This window comes from Nocardioides caeni (assembly GCF_004912195.1).
Taxonomy (GTDB): domain Bacteria; phylum Actinomycetota; class Actinomycetes; order Propionibacteriales; family Nocardioidaceae; genus Nocardioides; species Nocardioides caeni.
This window is the reverse complement of record NZ_STGW01000007.1, coordinates 66,228-81,670: the sequence shown is the minus strand read 5'-3', so window position 1 is coordinate 81,670 and position 15,443 is coordinate 66,228. Positions and strand designations below refer to the sequence as shown.

Sequence of the window (15,443 nt, the reverse complement as noted above, 5' to 3'; positions counted from 1 at the left end):
GTCAGTCGTCGAGGTCGATCTCGTCGAGGTCGACGTCGCCCTGGCCGTTGACACGGGTGTCGCGGATCCCGCGGATGCAGGAGCGGTCGCCGTCCGTGCCGACAAGGAAGGTGACGGCGCCCTCGCGTCCGTCGAGGTCGCCGTCATCGCTGGTGATCTCGATGTGGAAGCTGCCCTCGTCGTCGCCCGTCACCTCGGACACCTCGACGTCGAGCTCGGGATCGTCGGTGCCGGCCAGGTCCTGCCCCTCGGCGATCATGTCGTCGAGGACGTCGCGCTGCTCGTCGGTCGGCGGCTCGCACAGCAGGTCGATGCCGGCGTCGACGTCGAGGTCCTCGGCAGCAGCGGCGGTCCGCTCGGCCACCTCGCGCACGCTCGTGGCGTCGGAGCCGACGACGAGAGCGACCGTCACGCCGGTGACGACGAGGGCCGCCACGACCGCGCCGCCGACGATCCAGGGCAGCTTCGACCGACGTCGAGGCCCGTCCGCAGGTGGTCCCGGCGGAGCGGCCGGTGGAGGTGGCGGCGGGGTGCCGGGTGCTCCTGGGCTTCCGAGAGAATCAGTCACCCCCGCAGGATACGTCGGTGCTTCGGGAGCCAGCCCCGCTCAGCGCCGCCTGACGGCGATGACCTCGCAGGCACGCGCCAGCTCGTCGCGCGCCGACGCCGGCAGCTCGGGGACCGCCTCGGCCAGCAGGAGCTGCACGGCCGCGCGCGTCGTACGGCCGAGGTGGGGCAGGTCGAGGTCGGGGACGTCGGTCAGCGCCCAGCGGCAGAGCTCGATGACGAGCTCGACCCGCAGCGGCTCCAGCGGAGTCTCGGCGATCGTGTCGACGACCCGGCTCCGGAGCTCGCGTGTGGTGACCATGCCCGATCAACGAGCCCGCGGCGCGCGCCGTGACGCGACGGGCGCTCCGACGCGTCACACCCCGCTGATGCCCTCGCCCTCGCCGGCCTGCTCCGCGAAGGTCTCGTGCTCGAGCAGGTGCAGCACCGGGACGCCGAGCTTGCGACGGGCCCGCGACGTCCAGTCGACGTGGAAGAACTCGGCAACCACGTGGGGGCGGGTCAAGATGATCGCCTCGCGTCCGTCGACCGCCCGGACCTTCTCGATGAGCGCGTCCACGGGCGGCTGGGTGACGATCTCGGCGTCACCGAGGTGTGCGCCGGCGGCGGCGAGCGCGTCGGTGCTGGCGGTGAGGTCGCGCTGCGCCTGCTCGCGGTATTCGCCGCGGAGGTGGTCGATCTCCTCGGGTGTGGGGGTGATCGGCGGGGTGATCAGGTCGGCGCCGCCGATGATCCCCAGCGAGGCCTCGACCGCTGCCGCGGCGTCCGCCATGGGCAGCAGCACGTGATAGACGACCTCGATCGTCGGGTCGTCGTCCAGCTCCTGGTGCAGGCTGCGGACCTGGACGGCGTCGACATCGGTCAGCGGCTGCTCGACGAGCAGTACGACGGCGTAGGGCTCTTCGCTGGAGGTGGCCTCGGTGCTCATGACTCCATCCTGCCCGTCCGTTGGTCGGGTCGTCACCCGTCGAGGACGTCGGCGAGGTCGTAGCGCACCGGCTGCTCCAGCTGCTCGTAGCCGCAGGAGGCGGGGTCACGGTCGTCGCGCCACCGCTTGAAGTGGGCGGTGTGGCGGAAGCGGCGGCCCTCCATGGCGTCGTACTTCACTTCGATCACCCGCTCCGGGCGCAGCGGCGTGAAGGACAGGTCCTTGCCCTGGCTCCACCGGCTCTGCGTCCCGGGCTGGCGGCCCGGATTGGCGGTGAGGAACTCCTGCCAGTGGCCCCACGGGTGCTCCTCGATGGGCACGACGAGTGCCTGCAGCTCCTGCCAGAGCTCGGCGCGCCGCTTCGCCGTGAAGCTGGCGCTGACACCGATGTGCTGCAGCTCGCCGTCCTGGTAGAGGCCGAGCAGCAGACTGCCGATCAGCGGCGCCTCGGGGGTGCTGGTCTTGTGCTCCCGATAGCCGGCGAGGACGACGTCGGCCGTCCGCTCGTGCTTGATCTTCAGCATCGTCCGGGCGTTGGGGGAGTACGGCGCCCCGAGCGGCTTGGCGATCACGCCGTCCAGTCCGGCGCCCTCGAAGATGTGGAACCACTCCTCCGCGACCGCCGGGTCGGTGCTGGTGCGGGTCAGGTGGCAGTGGCCGCCCGTCACGCTGCCGTGCGCGTCGTCCAGGTGACCCAGGGCCTGCTCGAGCGCGGCCCGCCGCTCGGCGAACGGCCGGTCGAGGAACGACTCGTCGCCCAGCGCCAGCAGGTCGAACGCGACGAAGTCGGCCGGGGTCTGCTCGCTCAGGAGCGTGATCCGCGAGGCCGCCGGGTGGATGCGCTCCTGGAGCACCTCGAACTGCAGCCGCCCCTTCCCGTCCTCGCCGGGCAGCGCCACGAAGATCTCGCCGTCGAGCACACAACGCTCCGGCAGCTCGGCCCTGATCGCCTCGACGAGCTCGGGGAAGTAGCGGGTCAGCGGCTTGGTGTTGCGGCTGGCCAGCTCGACCTCGTCGCCGTCCTTGAAGACGAGACAGCGGAAGCCGTCCCATTTCGGCTCGAAGCTCAGGCCCGTGGCGTCGTACTTCGCCGGGTCGGGGACGCCGGACACCGCCTTCGCGAGCATCGGCTGGACGGGCGGCATCACGGGGAGGTCCACGGTGGTGAGACTAGTGCCGCATGGCCGCACTCATCGCCGACGCCGGATCGCCGACACCGGGGAAACGGCTGCTCGCAGGCCGCAGGAGCAGCCATTGGCCCGATCTCGGCGCAGGCCGGCTGGAAACAGGGTGCCGTCGGCAGCCTCGGCCACCTACATTCGGCGGGTGACGTCGACCCCCGCGCAGCAAGCCCCCGTACCGCCCGCCGTCCCGGGGCCGCCGGTGTGGGGGCCGGTCGCGGCGATCGGGGTCACCCTCGTCCTCTGGGCCTCTGCCTTCGTGGCGATCCGGCACCTCGGCCACGAGGTCACGCCGGGCGCCCTGTCGCTCGGCCGGCTGCTGATCGCCGCGCTCGTGCTGTCGGCGCTGCTGGCCCGTGCCCCGCGCAACCGCTTCACCCGCACCGAGGTCGTGCTGCTGGTCTGCTGCGGCGTCGCGTGGTTCGGCATCTACAACCTCGCCCTCAACGACAGCGAGCGCCGCATCGATGCCGCGACCGCGGCGATGGTCGTCCAGGTGGGGCCGATCCTGATCGCCCTGCTGGCCGGCCTGTTCCTCGGCGAGCGCCTCACCGGCTGGCTGCTGCTGGGCATGGCCGTCGCCTTCGGGGGCGTCGTCGTGATCGGCGTGGCGATGCGCGGAGAGGGCGGATCGGACCTCAGCGGCGTGCTGCTGGCGCTGCTCGCCGCGGCGACCTACGCCATCGGCGTCGTGTGCCAGAAGGTGCTGCTCCGCAGGCTGTCGGGCCTCGAGGTGACCTGCTACGCCTGCTGGATCGGGGCGCTCGTCTGCCTGCCGTGGGCGGCCGACCTCGGTGACGTCGTCCGCCACGGCAGCGCCGAGACCCTGCTGCTCGTCGCCTACCTCGGTGTCTTCCCGACCGCGCTCGCCTTCAGCACCTGGGCCTACGCGCTGCGTCACACCGACGCCGGCAAGCAGTCACTGACGACCTTCCTCGTGCCCGTCATCGCCGCGGGGATGGCGTGGGTGCTGCTCGACGAGGTGCCCCCTCCGCTGGCCTTCGCCGGTGGCGCGCTGTGCATCGCCGGGGTGCTCCTCACCCGGAGGAAGCCGCGGCTCCCGGCGGCTGCCGCCTGAGGGCTCCGCCCTCAGAAGGACTGGCCGTTGGCGTAGCGCTGGCGCCGGGAATGACGGCCCTTTCCGCGGTTGCGACTCTTGAAGGTCGGCAGTTGGGAGTCGCAGTTGGGGCAGACCATGCGCAGATTGTCGCGGTGGTTGTTGGCCGCGTCCCCGTCGATGTGATCGAGCACGAGGACAAGGGGCCGGTCGTTCCACAGCTCGGCCAGGCCGCAGACCTCGCAGCAGCCGTCCTGGGCGTCGAGGAGGTAGCGGCGGATGTAGTGGTGCGGTCGGCTGTCGATGACGGCGTCGCCGGAGTCGAGCCAGGCCCGCGTCTTCTGGTTTCGCTCCTGTGAGCGCAGGCAGATGACGCTGCAGTAGATCTTCTGACTGGGCTTGACCAGGGCCACGCCACACCCGAGACAGTTCGACATGGCGGAACGCTACGAGCTGGGTCCGATCCAAATGCCTGCTGTGGAGCCGCCTGTCGGGATCGAACCGACGCAACCGGTTTTACAAGAACCGTGCTCTGCCAACTGAGCTAAGGCGGCGTGCACCCGTCGCCGAGCGCCTGCCAATCCTAGTCAGCGCGGGCGTCAGCGCAGTCGCCGCACCTCGAACCGCTCGTCCGGTACGGCGATCGCGTCCTGCGCCGCGATCAGCCGGAGCTCGCGCTCGCCGGACTCGAGGGTCGCCTTCAGCACGTCATAGACCGAGGCGACGGTGCGCGAGAGCGCGGTCGCGGGGGAGCCGGACTCGTGGAGGTGGGCGGTGAAGAGGGCGGCGGTGATGTCGCCGGAGCCGTTGGCCTTCATCGGCAGGCGGGGGGTCTGGACGATCCACGCGCCGTCGCCGGTGACGGCGATCATCTCGATGGTGTCCGCGGGCGCGTCCTCGCGCTCGACCGACGTGATCAGCACCGTCGAGGGACCCATCGCCCGGACCTCGTCGGCCGCCGCCAGGATCGCCTCGACGGAGGACGGGCCGCCCAGCGCGTCGTGGCCGGTGATGAAGCCGAGCTCGAACTGGTTGGGCGTGAGGATGTCGGCGGCCGGCACCACCTTTTCGCGGATCAGCGGCGGGATCTCGGGGTTGACGAAGCAGCCCGACTTCGCGTTGCCCATCACCGGGTCGCAGGTGTAGGTCGCGGCGGGGTTCGCCGCCTTCACGCGCGCCACCGCATCCAGGATCACGTCCGCGACGGCGGGCGATCCCTGGTAGCCCGACAGCACGGCGTCGCAGGTCGGCAGCACGCCGCGGTCCTCGATGCCGAGGACGACCTCACGCACGTCGGCGGGGTCGAGCAGCGGGCCGCGCCAGGCGCCGTAGCCGGTGTGGTTGGAGAAGTGCACGGTGAAGACCGGCCACACCTCGTGGCCGAGGCGCTGCAGCGGGAACACCGCCGCGGAGTTGCCGACGTGGCCGTAGGCGACCGAGGACTGCAGGGAGAGGATCCGCACCCGCCCATCCTCCCAGCAGGGCCCGCCGACCAAGAAACACGAAAGGGTTTCGTGAAGAAACTAGAACGCGTTACAGTGAGCCGTCACCGAACATGACCCGGGTCACACAGCACGAAGGATGGATGTCCCCATGGCGAAGCGCGCGCCCCACTCGAATGAAGCCGACTACGTCGTCGTCGGATCCGGCAGCTCGGGCGCGATCGTCGCGGGCCGCCTCGCCCAGTCGGGTGCCAGCGTGATCCTGCTCGAGGCCGGCCCCTCCGACGACAAGGGCATCCACGGCTACATGGCCAAGGTCCCCGGCATGATCGGTCCGATGCACTCCGAGCCCAAGCTCGAGGCGATGTTCGACTGGGGTTACCGCTCCGTGCCGCAGGCGGGCCTGGACGGACGCCGGATGCCGGCGCCGCGCGGCAAGGTCGGCGGCGGCTCCTCGTCGGTCAACGGCATGGTCTACGTGCGCGGCAACCGGGCCAACTACGACTCCTGGGCCGCCGAGGGCAACACCGGCTGGTCCGCCGACGAGGTCAACCAGGCGTTCAAGCGCTACGAGGACTTCGAGGACGGCGAGAACGAGTTCCGCGGCGCCGGTGGTCCGATCAAGATCACCCGCAACAAGACCCCGCAGGAAGCCACCCTGCAGTTCATCCAGGCCACCGCCGACACTCTCGGCGTCAAGGTCCTCGACGACTACAACGCCGCCGAGCAGGAGGGCATTGCCCGGATGCAGCAGAACGCTGCCGACGGCCTGCGCTACTCCTCCACCCGTGGCTACGTGCACCACCTCAACCCGGCGACGCTGGAGTTCCAGACCGAGGTCCACGTCGAGAAGGTCGTGATCAAGGACGGCCGCGCCACCGGCGTCGAGGTCCTCGACCAGGGCAAGAAGGGCGGCACCCGCCGCTTCATCAAGGCGGCCAAGGAGGTCATCCTCTCCGCCGGCTTCATCAACTCACCGCAACTGCTGATGCTCTCCGGCGTCGGCCCGGCCGACCACCTCGCCTCCCTCGGCATCGACGTGATCGCGGACCTGCCGGTCGGCGACAACCTGCACGACCACCTCTTCCACCCGATGTCCTTCCACGTGCCGAGCGTGACGTTCAAGGGCAACCCGTGGACGTTCGCGAAGGGTACGGCGCGCAACCTCGCCCGGCGTACGTCCTTCCTCGACAACTCGGTCTTCGAGTCGGTCGGCTTCATCCGCTCGGGCCTGGCCACCGACATCCCGGACATCCAGCTGCACGCGCTGCCGTGGACCTACCCGAGCCCCAACCAGGACGAGCCGATCCGGCACATGCCCGACCCGCGCCCCGGCCTGACGGTGTTCTCCACACTCATCTATCCCAAGAGCCGCGGCACGATCCGCCTCTCCTCGGCCGACCCGCACGCCGCGCCGCTCATCGACTACGGCTTCTTCCAGCACCCCGACGACGTCGAGGTCCTGGCCCAGGGCACCGAGATGATCCGCGAGATCATGGGCTCGGCGGCCTTCGGCGGCGGCGTCAAGGCAGAGATCCACCCGGGTCCGTCGATCCCCAACGGCAAGGACCTGCGCGTCGCCCTCAAGGAGCGCTCGACGTCGGTCTACCACGGCGTCGGCACCTGTCGGATGGGCGTGGACGAGCGGGCGGTCGTCGACCCGGAGCTCAAGGTGCGCGGCATTGAGGGCCTGCGCGTCGTCGACGCCTCGATCATGCCGAGCATCACCGGCGGCAACACCAACGCGCCGTGCTACATGATCGGCGAGAAGGCCGCGGAGATCATCCTGGGCGGGGCGAACTGGTGAGCACCGACAGCCCCGACCTGCGCCGCGTGCTCGGCACCGGCGCCGACGTACGACGGCCCGCGAGCGTCACCGACGAGCTGCTCCAGCGGCTGGTGAGCCGGGTCCCCGGCTCGACCGGCAACACCTGGAAGCTCACCGAGGNACGAGCTGCTCCAGCGGCTGGTGAGCCGGGTCCCCGGCTCGTTTTTTAGAGGTCCTCGTCGAGCTGCCGCAGTCGACGCCGGAGGACATCGAGGCGGCGTTCGAGCAGGCCCGTGAGGCCCAGCGGCTCTGGGCCCAGTGGCCGGTCGCGAAGCGACTCGAGGTCTTCGACCGGGCGCACTCGCTGCTCGTCGACAACGCCCACACCACCGCCGACCTGATCCAGGCCGAGAGCGGCAAGAACCGGCGGATGGCGATCGAGGAGACCTGCGATCCGCCGATGATCATCAGCTACTACCTCAAGCGGGCGAAGAAGCTGCTGGCGCCCAAGAAGCACGGTGGGCCCGTCCCGATCGTGTCGTCGTCGACCGAGATCCGCGTGCCCAAGGGCGTCGTCGGCATCATCGCGCCGTGGAACTTCCCGTTCGCCACGGGGCTCTCCGACGCCATCCCGGCGCTGATGGCCGGCAACGCGGTCGTCGTGAAGCCCGACAACAAGACGGCGCTGTCGCCGCTCTACGGCATCTCCCTGCTCGAGCAGGCGGGCCTGCCCAAGGGTCTCTTCCAGGTCGTGTGCGGCGAGGGCCCGGACGTCGGCCCGACGCTGATCGACAACGCCGACTACGTCATGTTCACCGGGTCCACCGCGACCGGCCGCGTCATCGGCGAGCGCGCCGGCCGCAACCTGATCGGCGCCTGTCTCGAGCTCGGCGGCAAGAACCCGATGATCGTCCTCGACGACGTCAACGTCGAGGAGTGGGTCGAGTCCGCGTCCTTCGGCGTCTTCGGCAACACCGGTCAGATCTGCATGCACATCGAGCGGATCTACCTCCCCGACAGCCGGTACGACGAGCTCAAGGCCGCCTTCGTCGATCGCGCCTCGAAGCTGACGATGGGCGCGGCCTACGACTTCGGGCCGGAGCTCGGCTCCCTGGTCTCGCCCGACCACCGCGAGCGGGTCGCCTCCCACGTCGACGACGCCGTTGCCAAGGGCGCGACCGTCCTCACCGGTGGCCGCGCCCGCCCTGATATCGGCCCCGCGTTCTTCGAGCCGACCGTGCTCGAGGGCGTCACGACCGACATGGTGTGCGGTGTGACGGAGACCTTCGGGCCGGTCGTGGCGCTGCACCGCTATCGCACCGTCGACGAGGCGATCAAGCTGGCCAATGACACCGACTACGGCCTCAATGCCTCGGTGTGGAGCGGCGACATCGCGCGTGCCGAGGCCGTGGCGGCGCGGATCGACTCCGGCAACGTCAACATCAACGACGCGCTCGCGACGGCCTATGCCTCCAAGGGCTCGCCGTCCGGCGGGGTGAAGAACTCCGGCGTCGGTGCCCGGCACGGCGACCAGGGCCTGCTGAAGTACACCGACGCCAAGAACGTCGCCGTGCTCAAGAAGCAGGTCATGGGTGCCCGGCCCGGCCAGGACTACGACGCCTACGTCAAGCAGATGCTGTCGTCGCTGAAGCTGATGAAGAAGCTGCGCGTGCGCTGAGGCACGCGAACGTGCGACGAGGCCGGCCCGGGAGTCCCGGGCCGGCCTCGTCGCGTCAGGCCTCGATGGCCTCGCGGCCGCCGGAGCCTGCGACCTGGATCTTGCGCGGCTTCGCCTTCTCGGCGACGGGAATGACCATGCGCAGCACGCCGTTGTCGTAGCTCGCGTCGATGCGCTCGAGGTCGAGGTTGTCCCCGAGGACGAGCTGGCGCGAGAACTGGCCGTGCGTCCGCTCGGACGCCAGCCGCTGCCAGTCGCCGTTGCCGGCCAGGCGCTCGGCGCGGACCGTCAGCACGTTGCGCTCGACGTCGATGTCGATGCTCTCCCGGCTCGCGCCGGGCAGGTCGAGCTCGACGACGAACTCCTCGCCCTGGCGCCAGGCGTCCATCGGCATCACGGCCGGACGGTTCGTCGTCCCCCAGCCGGAGCCCAGGAGCTGGCTGGTGAGCCGGTCGAGGTCGCGGAACGGGTCGGTGGTGCGCAGCAACATGACGTTTCTCCCTTCGGATGGTGCCGGCCCGGGCGGCCGGTCCTGGATCTTCAACGACTGTTATAGATAATCTGTTGCCGTGAATCAAGCCCGAAGTGCGGACCGTCGAGGGGTGTTCGCGATCTCGGTGGCGGCGGACATGACGTCACTGCAGATCCAGAACATCCGCGTCTACGAGCGCCGCGGCCTGCTCGAACCCGAGCGCAGTGCCGGCGGCACGCGTCTCTACAGTCGGGCCGACATCGAGGTGCTGCACCGGATCCGGGACCTGTTGGCCGAGGGGCTGAACCTCGCGGGCATCGCGAGAGTGTTGGAGCTGGAGGCGGAGATCGCGCGCCTGCGTCAGGTCACCTGAAGCGACCGCTTCGACAGCCCCATCCAGAACTCGTCGCGGATGACCTGCTCGCCCGGAGTGCCGGCGTCGGTGGCCGCTCCGAGGGTGACGAACAGCGGGCTGTAGTGCTCGACGGTCGGGTGGGCATAGGGCATGCCCGGCGCCACGTCGCGGTAGGACGCCAGGGTGTCCACGTCGCCGCGGGCCAGCGCCTCGCCGGCCCAGGCGTCGAAGTCCTTCGACCAGCCGGGCGCTGTCGCGTCGACCTGCCAGGACGTCAGGAACGGCAGGCCGTGGGTGAGGAAGCCGGAGCCGATGATGAGGACGCCCTCGTCGCGCAGCGGACGGAGTCGACGACCGATCTCCATCAGCTGACCGGGGTCGTGGGTCGGCATCGACATCTGCAGCACCGGGATGTCGGCGTCCGGATACATGATCTTCAGCGGCACCCAGGCTCCGTGGTCGAGACCGCGGGCATGGTGCTGGTGCACGGGCTCGGTGCGAGGCATCATCGCCGCCACCTGCCGCGCGAGGGCGGTGGCGTCGGGCGTCTCGTAGGTCATCTCGTAGTACTTCTGCTCGAAGCCACCGAAGTCGTAGACGAGGGGGGCGCCGCTCGCGCTCAACGAGAGAGGTGCCGACTCCCAGTGCGCGCTGACGATGAGGATGGCCGTCGGGCGCGGCAGGTCGCGGGCCCAGGCGGCGAGCTGGCCGGACCAGAGCGGGTCGTCGAGCAGCGGCGGGGCGCCGTGGCCGATGTAGAGGGCCGGCATCCGCTGGGTGTCCGGGGTCGTCGTCATGTCCACCTCAATAGTTGAAGTCTCAACTATATTCCCTCGTTGGTCGGGGAGGTCGACCGCGGCCGTCTCGAGACCGCCGCAGGCGGGGTGCCGGGCCGGGCCGGTCGCTCAGTCGGGGAGCGCCCAGTCGACGGGCTGGCCGCCCTGCTCCACGAGCAACTGGTTGACCCGGCTGAAGGGCCGGGTGCCGAAGAAGCCGCGGGACGCCGACAGCGGCGAGGGGTGGACCGACTCGACGGTCGGGATGGACCCGAGGGGGGGTCGCAGCGATCGCGCCGCATTGCCCCACAGGATCGCGGCCATCGGCGTGCCGGTCTCGGCACGGCGTACGACGGCCTGGATCGCGCAGGCGGTGACGTGCTCCCAGCCGAGGTTCTTGTGCGAGTCGGACTGGTGCGGGCGCACCGTGAGCACCCGGTTGAGGAGCATCACGCCCTGGTCGGTCCAGGCCGACAGGTCACCGTGGCCAGGGGGCGTGACGCCGACGTCGTCGGCCAGCTCGCGATAGATGTTGCGCAGGCTCGGCGGCAGCGGCGAGACGCCGCGCTCGACGGCGAAGCACAGGCCGATCGGGTGCCCGGGGTTGGGATAGGGGTCCTGGCCGACGATCAGCACGCGCACGTCGGCGAGAGGACGCTGGAATGCCCGGAAGACCCGGTCGCCCGACGGCTGGTAGCCGCGTCCGGCCGCGACCTCCTCGCGCAGGAAGGCGCCGAGGGCGGTGACCCGGTCCTCGACCGGCGCGAGTGCGTCGGCCCAGTCCGCGGCCATCAGGCCCTTGTCCACGAGATTGGCGAGAGCACCCACGGCCGGGAATCTACCCGTGTCGCGCGGCTCCCGACGCGCGACGTTCCTCCCAGAACCCCCGGTGATCCACCGGCCGTGGTGCTGCTCGTGTCCCCGGTCATTGCTTCCCGGTTGCCCACTGCACCGCCGTGCGGCGCCCCTCTCCCTCCCAGGGGCGCCACGCAGCGTGGCAGCTGGCTCCGACGCGGATCCCTGGCCAGCTGGTCCCCCGGCGGCGCCCATGGGGCGCCGGGCTCGGAGGGGCTCCCTCCAGGCGGCTTGGGGATCCGCGTCGGTGAAGAGGAATCTACGGACCGGGACAGGGTCCCGGGATCCGTTGTACGTCCGGGGTCCGCTAGTCCTTTGGGACTACCTCGGCCCGGCGATCGGTGGCCGGGACAGCCGGTCGAGGAAGGCGACGAGCACCGCCTCGCGTACGCGCGGTGGTGCGACGTCGAGCATGGCGTTGACCTCGGCCATCCGCTCGGGCATGGCCAGGCCGCCGTCGTCGCCGCCGCCCAGGAGGCCCCCGGCCTCCAGCAGTACGTCGAAGCCGGCGTCGTCGAGCGTGGCGGGATCGAGCGCCCGGAGCAGCTCCGCCACCCCCGGGTCGACGACGACCGGCCCGGTCGCGATCGCTGCGTCGACGCTCTCCCGCAGCGCGCCGATGAAGGCGCCGGCGTCCGTCGTGGCACTGACCGCGAGATGCAGCGAGGCCGGCTGGTCGCCGTACGACAGCTGGGGCTGGACCAGCCAGTCGCGAGCCGCCATCTCGTCGCAGACGGTGAACACGTCGAGCCCGGCGCCGGGAGCCGCGACCGCTGCCAGCAGGGTCGAGTCGGGTGCGACGACCAGGGTCAGCGCGTCGATCGACCGGATGCCGTCGGCGATCCGGTCGGTGGCGTCGAGGGCCCGCCGCGTCAGGTCGAGGTAGCCGTCGTCGCCGATCATCCGGACCGTCGTCCACGCCCCCGCGACGGGGCCGCCCGAGCGCGTCGACTGCATCGTCGCGTTGAGCATCGTGTAGCCGGGCCAGGCGGCGCTGGCGAAGTACTGCGGCCGCCGGATCGCCGGCGTCCGGTGGAGCAGCAACGAGGCGCCCTTGGGTGCGTAGCCGTATTTGTGGAGGTCCAGCGAGATCGACGTGACGCCGTCGACGGCAAACGTCCACGGGGCGACCGGCCGACCCAGCCGGGCCGCCCACGGCAGCACCCACCCGCCGATGCAGGCGTCGACGTGGCAGCGCACGCCGCGCGCTGCCGCCGCCGCGGCGATGTCGGTGACCGGGTCCACCACCCCGTGGGCGTACGACGGAGCGCTGGCCACGACCAGCACGGTGCTGTCGTCCATGGCGGCGGCCGTGGCGTCCGCGTCCGCGCGGTGGTCCTCGCCCACCGGCACGACCACGGCCCGGACCCCGAAGTAGTGCGCGGCCTTGAGGAAGGCCGCATGCACGGTCTCCGGCACGACCAACGACGGATGGCTGATGTCGGGACGCGCGTCGCGGGCGCCCTGGACGGCCAGCAGGCACGACTCGGTGCCTCCGGAGGTGAGCGTGCCGACCATCGTGTCGGGGCCGTCGACCATGGTCCGGGCGAAGCCGACGAGGTCGTTCTCCATCGTCAACAGGCTGGGGAACGCCGTGGGGTCGAGGCCGTTGCTGCCGGCGAAGGCCGCGACGGCCTCACGGGCAAGGGCGTCGACCTCGGCCAACCCGGAGTCGTAGACGTAGGCGAGGGTGCGGCCGCCGTGCACCGGCAGGTCGCCGGCCTGCAGCTCCGCCAGCCGGGCGCGCACCGCGTCGGCTCGGGGATCAGGCGACATCGACACGATGGACCTCCGTCTCGTCGAGAGAGTAGCTGCGCAGCCACCACAGGCTGGCGAGCACGATCAGCGCGGGCAGCACGGAGAAGCCCCAGGTGATGGCGGTGACCGCAGTGTCGGGTTGCGCGACGTCGGTGTCGCTCGACCGGTAGCCGCCGATGGCGAGCATGACGGCGAACAGGCCCGGCCCCAGCGCCAGCCCGAGGGTCTCCCCGGCCGTCCACACGCCGGTGTAGACGCCGATCCGCGAGGAGCCCGTGCGCCGGGCGTCGACGGCCGCGGCGTCGGGGAGCATCGCGAGCGGGAAGACCTGGACGCCCGCGTAGCCGACGCCGACGAGCGCCACCGCGGCGAACACCACCGCGGCGGGAGCCGATCCAGCGAGCACCGCGAGGGCTGCGCCGGTGGCGAGGACGAGCGACGCGGCGACGTACCCCTGCTTCTTGCCGATCCGGGCGCCGATCGCCGACCAGGCCGGCGTCAGCAGCAGCGCGGGACCGACGAAGCAGACGAAGAGGAGCGTGGCGGCGCCGTCACGCTCGAGCACGTCGCCGGCGAGGTAGTCGACGCCTGCCAGCATGCAGCCGGTCGCCAGCGCCTGCAGCACGAACGTGACCAGCAGGACCCGGAAGTCGCGGGCCCCGGCGACGAGCCGCAGCTGGTCGCGCAGGCTGCCCGGGCCGGGGGCGAGGTCGCCGACCCGCGCCGAGCTCGTGCCGCGGTAGGCGAGCAGGGCCCCGGCGAGGATCACCGCCGCCATCGCCAGGCCCATCACCCGATAGCCGTCGCGTCCGCCGATCGCGTCGCGGATGGCGGGGGCGCTCGCGCCGGCGAGCAGGATCGTGAACGCGAGGATCGCCACCCGCCACGTCATCAGCCGGGTGCGCTCGGCGTAGGAGTCGGTGATCTCGGCCGGCATGGCGACGTAGGGCACCTGGAAGAAGGCGTAGGCCGTCGCGCAGGCCAGGAACACGACGAGCACCCACAGCGTGTCGATCGCGCGCGAGTCCAGGTCCGGCCCGGCGAAGAGCAGCGCGAAGCAGGCGGCCAGCGCGACGCCGGCGCGCAGCAGCCAGGGTCGGCGCGGCCCGCGTGGGTCCCTGGTCCGGTCGCTGATCCGACCCGCGATCGGGTTGAGGACGACGTCCCACGCCTTGGGGGCGAAGACGATCACGCCGGCCAGCAGCGCCGGGACCGCGAGGGTGTCGGTGAGGTAGGGCAGCAGCATCAACCCGGGCACGGTGCCGAAGGCGCCCGTGGCGACCGAGCCGGCGCCGTAGCCGATGCGGACCCGGCGAGGGAGCGAGACGTCGGTTGCGGTCACTTCGCCAGCGACCGCGAGGCCGCCGAGGAGTGCTTGCGCTTGCGGCTGGTGCCGATCGGGCTGGCCGGCCGGTTGTCGGTGGACCACTGGCTGATCCACTCGTCCATCACCAGCCAGGTGGTCCGGCGAGCAGCCCGCCCGGTCAGCATCCCGAGGTGGCCGCCCGGCACGATCTCGAAGCGCACCTCCTGCGCCTTCGTCAGCATCGGTACGACGGCCCGCACCGCGCCGACGGGAGCGATGCCGTCCGTGGAGCCGGCGAACACCAGCACCGGCACGTCGATCCGGCTCAGGTCGATCGTGCGGTCGTCGAGCTCGAAGGTGCCGGTGGCGAGCTGGTTGCCCTTGGCGAAGCGGTGGTAGAGCTGCCCGAAGGTGCGGCCGGGATAGGCGATCATGTTGGCGGTGAAGTGGTCCACGGCCTCGATCTGCGCGAGGAACTCACGGTCGTCGATGTGGGTCGCCAGCGCGATCGGCTTGGTCACCATCTTCTGGAACGCCGTGAGCTGGAACGCCCACTTCACCAGCGGCTTCGGAGCCCCGCCGAGCACCTGGTAGCCCTTGGTGATCGGCCCCTTGCCGTTGAAGAAGTTGAGGAGGGGGCGGAAGGGCGCGAGCAGCGGCACCTGGGTGATGTCGATGGGGGAGCCGACGACCGTCAGCGACGCGACCGGCAGGTCGCCGGAGCGCTCGTCGGCCAGCGTCAGCAGCGAGAAGATGCCGCCGAGGCTCCAGCCGATCACGTGCACGGGTCGCCCGCCTGCGTGCGCGGACACCTCGCGGATCGCGGTCGGCACGACCTCGTCGATCCAGTGCTCCATGCCGAGGTTGCGGTCGCGGAAGGACACCTCGCCGTATTCCACGAGGTACGTCGGACGCCCCTCGGTCACGAAGTGCTCCACGAGCGAGCAGCCGCGGCGAAGGTCGTAGCAGCTCGACGGCGCCGCGAGCGGCGTCACCAGCAGGATCGGGTCGCCCTGCTCCTTGACGTGGCCGGCCGGACGGTAGTGGTAGACCTCGCGCAGGGTGCCGTCATCGATCAGCGTCCGCGGCATCGGCCGCAGGTCGGCGATCCCGCCATAGAGCACCTTCTGCGCGACATTGCTCGCGGCTGCGACGACCTGGTCGGGCGCCGGCAGCAGTCCTGCGCCGGGCACCGAACGGAGGGGCACCAGATCCATGGACGGAGGCTACCGTGCTGCCGCTGGTTGAGGTGCTCCGAGCGCCAGCGAGGAGCCAACCGGTGGTTGAGGTGCTCCGAGCG

General features: G+C 71.1%; 16 protein-coding genes and 1 tRNA gene. 4 read left to right on the top strand and 13 right to left on the bottom strand.

The genetic code is table 11. From position 1 onward, the window contains the following. Position 1: 1 nt before the first annotated feature. The 4 genes from E9934_RS12200 to E9934_RS12185 form a co-directional block, all read right to left on the bottom strand. Positions 2–436 carry a hypothetical protein gene (locus E9934_RS12200; protein WP_136563159.1) on the bottom strand — a complete coding sequence of 145 codons (435 nt, stop codon included), beginning with the start codon at positions 434–436 and terminating at the stop codon, positions 2–4. A 171-nt stretch (positions 437–607) separates the two neighbouring features. After that, positions 608–868 carry a hypothetical protein gene (locus tag E9934_RS12195; protein ID WP_136563158.1) on the bottom strand — a complete coding sequence of 87 codons (261 nt, stop codon included), beginning with the start codon at positions 866–868 and terminating at the stop codon, positions 608–610. Positions 869–922: 54 nt separating this feature from the next. Further along, the gene (locus tag E9934_RS12190) at positions 923–1,495 is read right to left on the bottom strand and encodes a hypothetical protein (RefSeq protein WP_136563157.1); all 573 of its coding nucleotides are present in this window, start codon (positions 1,493–1,495) and stop codon (positions 923–925) included. Positions 1,496–1,527: 32 nt separating this feature from the next. After that, complete coding sequence (locus tag E9934_RS12185) at positions 1,528–2,655, bottom strand: ATP-dependent DNA ligase (protein ID WP_193556905.1); 1,128 nt, start codon at positions 2,653–2,655, stop codon at positions 1,528–1,530. A gap of 166 nt (positions 2,656–2,821) precedes the next feature. Here E9934_RS12185 and E9934_RS12180 point away from each other — a divergent pair, with 166 nt between their 5' ends. After that, positions 2,822–3,754, top strand: a complete 933-nt coding sequence (locus E9934_RS12180; RefSeq protein WP_238694928.1) for a DMT family transporter — start codon at positions 2,822–2,824, stop codon at positions 3,752–3,754. Positions 3,755–3,765: 11 nt separating this feature from the next. Here the strand turns inward: E9934_RS12180 and E9934_RS12175 are convergent, their stop codons facing one another. The 3 genes from E9934_RS12175 to pdxY all read right to left on the bottom strand — a co-directional run bounded on the left by E9934_RS12175 (position 3,766) and on the right by pdxY (position 5,196). Continuing rightward, a complete protein-coding gene (locus tag E9934_RS12175) occupies positions 3,766–4,170 on the bottom strand; it encodes an HNH endonuclease signature motif containing protein (protein ID WP_136563156.1) in 405 nt (134 codons plus the stop codon). 41 nt (positions 4,171–4,211) lie between these two features. Further along, a tRNA-Thr gene (locus tag E9934_RS12170) sits at positions 4,212–4,287 on the bottom strand. A 45-nt stretch (positions 4,288–4,332) separates the two neighbouring features. Continuing rightward, positions 4,333–5,196, bottom strand: coding sequence for a pyridoxal kinase PdxY (pdxY, locus tag E9934_RS12165; RefSeq protein WP_136563155.1), 864 nt, complete (start codon positions 5,194–5,196; stop codon positions 4,333–4,335). 130 nt (positions 5,197–5,326) lie between these two features. Between pdxY and E9934_RS12160 the strand changes: the two genes are divergently transcribed. Together E9934_RS12160 and E9934_RS12155 are read left to right on the top strand one after the other, a co-directional pair. After that, the gene (locus tag E9934_RS12160; protein WP_136563154.1) at positions 5,327–6,982 is read left to right on the top strand and encodes a GMC family oxidoreductase; all 1,656 of its coding nucleotides are present in this window, start codon (positions 5,327–5,329) and stop codon (positions 6,980–6,982) included. Positions 6,983–7,187: 205 nt separating this feature from the next. Beyond that, complete coding sequence (locus E9934_RS12155; protein ID WP_338036707.1) at positions 7,188–8,621, top strand: succinic semialdehyde dehydrogenase; 1,434 nt, start codon at positions 7,188–7,190, stop codon at positions 8,619–8,621. 55 nt (positions 8,622–8,676) lie between these two features. On the opposite strand, the gene E9934_RS12150 is transcribed toward E9934_RS12155, so the two are convergent. After that, on the bottom strand, positions 8,677–9,111 hold the full coding sequence (locus E9934_RS12150) for an Hsp20/alpha crystallin family protein (RefSeq protein WP_136563153.1): 435 nt from the start codon (positions 9,109–9,111) through the stop codon (positions 8,677–8,679). A gap of 112 nt (positions 9,112–9,223) precedes the next feature. On the opposite strand from E9934_RS12150, the gene E9934_RS12145 reads away from it, so the two are divergent. Next, positions 9,224–9,466, top strand: coding sequence for a MerR family transcriptional regulator (locus E9934_RS12145; RefSeq protein ID WP_238694927.1), 243 nt, complete (start codon positions 9,224–9,226; stop codon positions 9,464–9,466). Here the strand turns inward: E9934_RS12145 and E9934_RS12140 are convergent. The 5 genes from E9934_RS12140 to E9934_RS12120 form a co-directional block, all read right to left on the bottom strand. Then, the gene (locus E9934_RS12140; RefSeq protein ID WP_238694926.1) at positions 9,454–10,245 is read right to left on the bottom strand and encodes a dioxygenase family protein; all 792 of its coding nucleotides are present in this window, start codon (positions 10,243–10,245) and stop codon (positions 9,454–9,456) included. The two genes, E9934_RS12145 and E9934_RS12140, sit on opposite strands and share 13 nt — an antisense overlap. Positions 10,246–10,353: 108 nt before the next feature. After that, a complete protein-coding gene (locus tag E9934_RS12135; RefSeq protein WP_238694925.1) occupies positions 10,354–11,052 on the bottom strand; it encodes a uracil-DNA glycosylase in 699 nt (232 codons plus the stop codon). Between the two features lie 348 nt (positions 11,053–11,400). Then, complete coding sequence (locus E9934_RS12130) at positions 11,401–12,855, bottom strand: pyridoxal phosphate-dependent decarboxylase family protein (RefSeq protein WP_136563152.1); 1,455 nt, start codon at positions 12,853–12,855, stop codon at positions 11,401–11,403. Next, entirely contained in the window at positions 12,845–14,179 is a 1,335-nt protein-coding gene (locus E9934_RS12125; RefSeq protein WP_136563151.1) for an MFS transporter, read from the bottom strand. The genes E9934_RS12130 and E9934_RS12125 overlap by 11 nt, the downstream gene beginning before the upstream one ends. Beyond that, a complete protein-coding gene (locus E9934_RS12120) occupies positions 14,176–15,360 on the bottom strand; it encodes an alpha/beta fold hydrolase (RefSeq protein WP_136563150.1) in 1,185 nt (394 codons plus the stop codon). Before E9934_RS12120 ends, E9934_RS12125 begins: the two co-directional genes overlap by 4 nt. Positions 15,361–15,443: the final 83 nt, after the last annotated feature.

Coding starts and splice junctions, on each gene's coding strand:
- E9934_RS12195 (WP_136563158.1), bottom strand. CDS start 868: ATGGTCACCACACGCGAGCTCCGGAGCCGGGTCGTCGACACGATCGCC.
- E9934_RS12190 (WP_136563157.1), bottom strand. CDS start 1,495: ATGAGCACCGAGGCCACCTCCAGCGAAGAGCCCTACGCCGTCGTACTG.
- E9934_RS12175 (WP_136563156.1), bottom strand. CDS start 4,170: ATGTCGAACTGTCTCGGGTGTGGCGTGGCCCTGGTCAAGCCCAGTCAG.
- E9934_RS12160 (WP_136563154.1), top strand. CDS start 5,327: ATGGCGAAGCGCGCGCCCCACTCGAATGAAGCCGACTACGTCGTCGTC.
- E9934_RS12150 (WP_136563153.1), bottom strand. CDS start 9,111: ATGTTGCTGCGCACCACCGACCCGTTCCGCGACCTCGACCGGCTCACC.
- E9934_RS12140 (WP_238694926.1), bottom strand. CDS start 10,245: ATGACGACGACCCCGGACACCCAGCGGATGCCGGCCCTCTACATCGGC.
- E9934_RS12130 (WP_136563152.1), bottom strand. CDS start 12,855: ATGTCGCCTGATCCCCGAGCCGACGCGGTGCGCGCCCGGCTGGCGGAG.
- E9934_RS12120 (WP_136563150.1), bottom strand. CDS start 15,360: ATGGATCTGGTGCCCCTCCGTTCGGTGCCCGGCGCAGGACTGCTGCCG.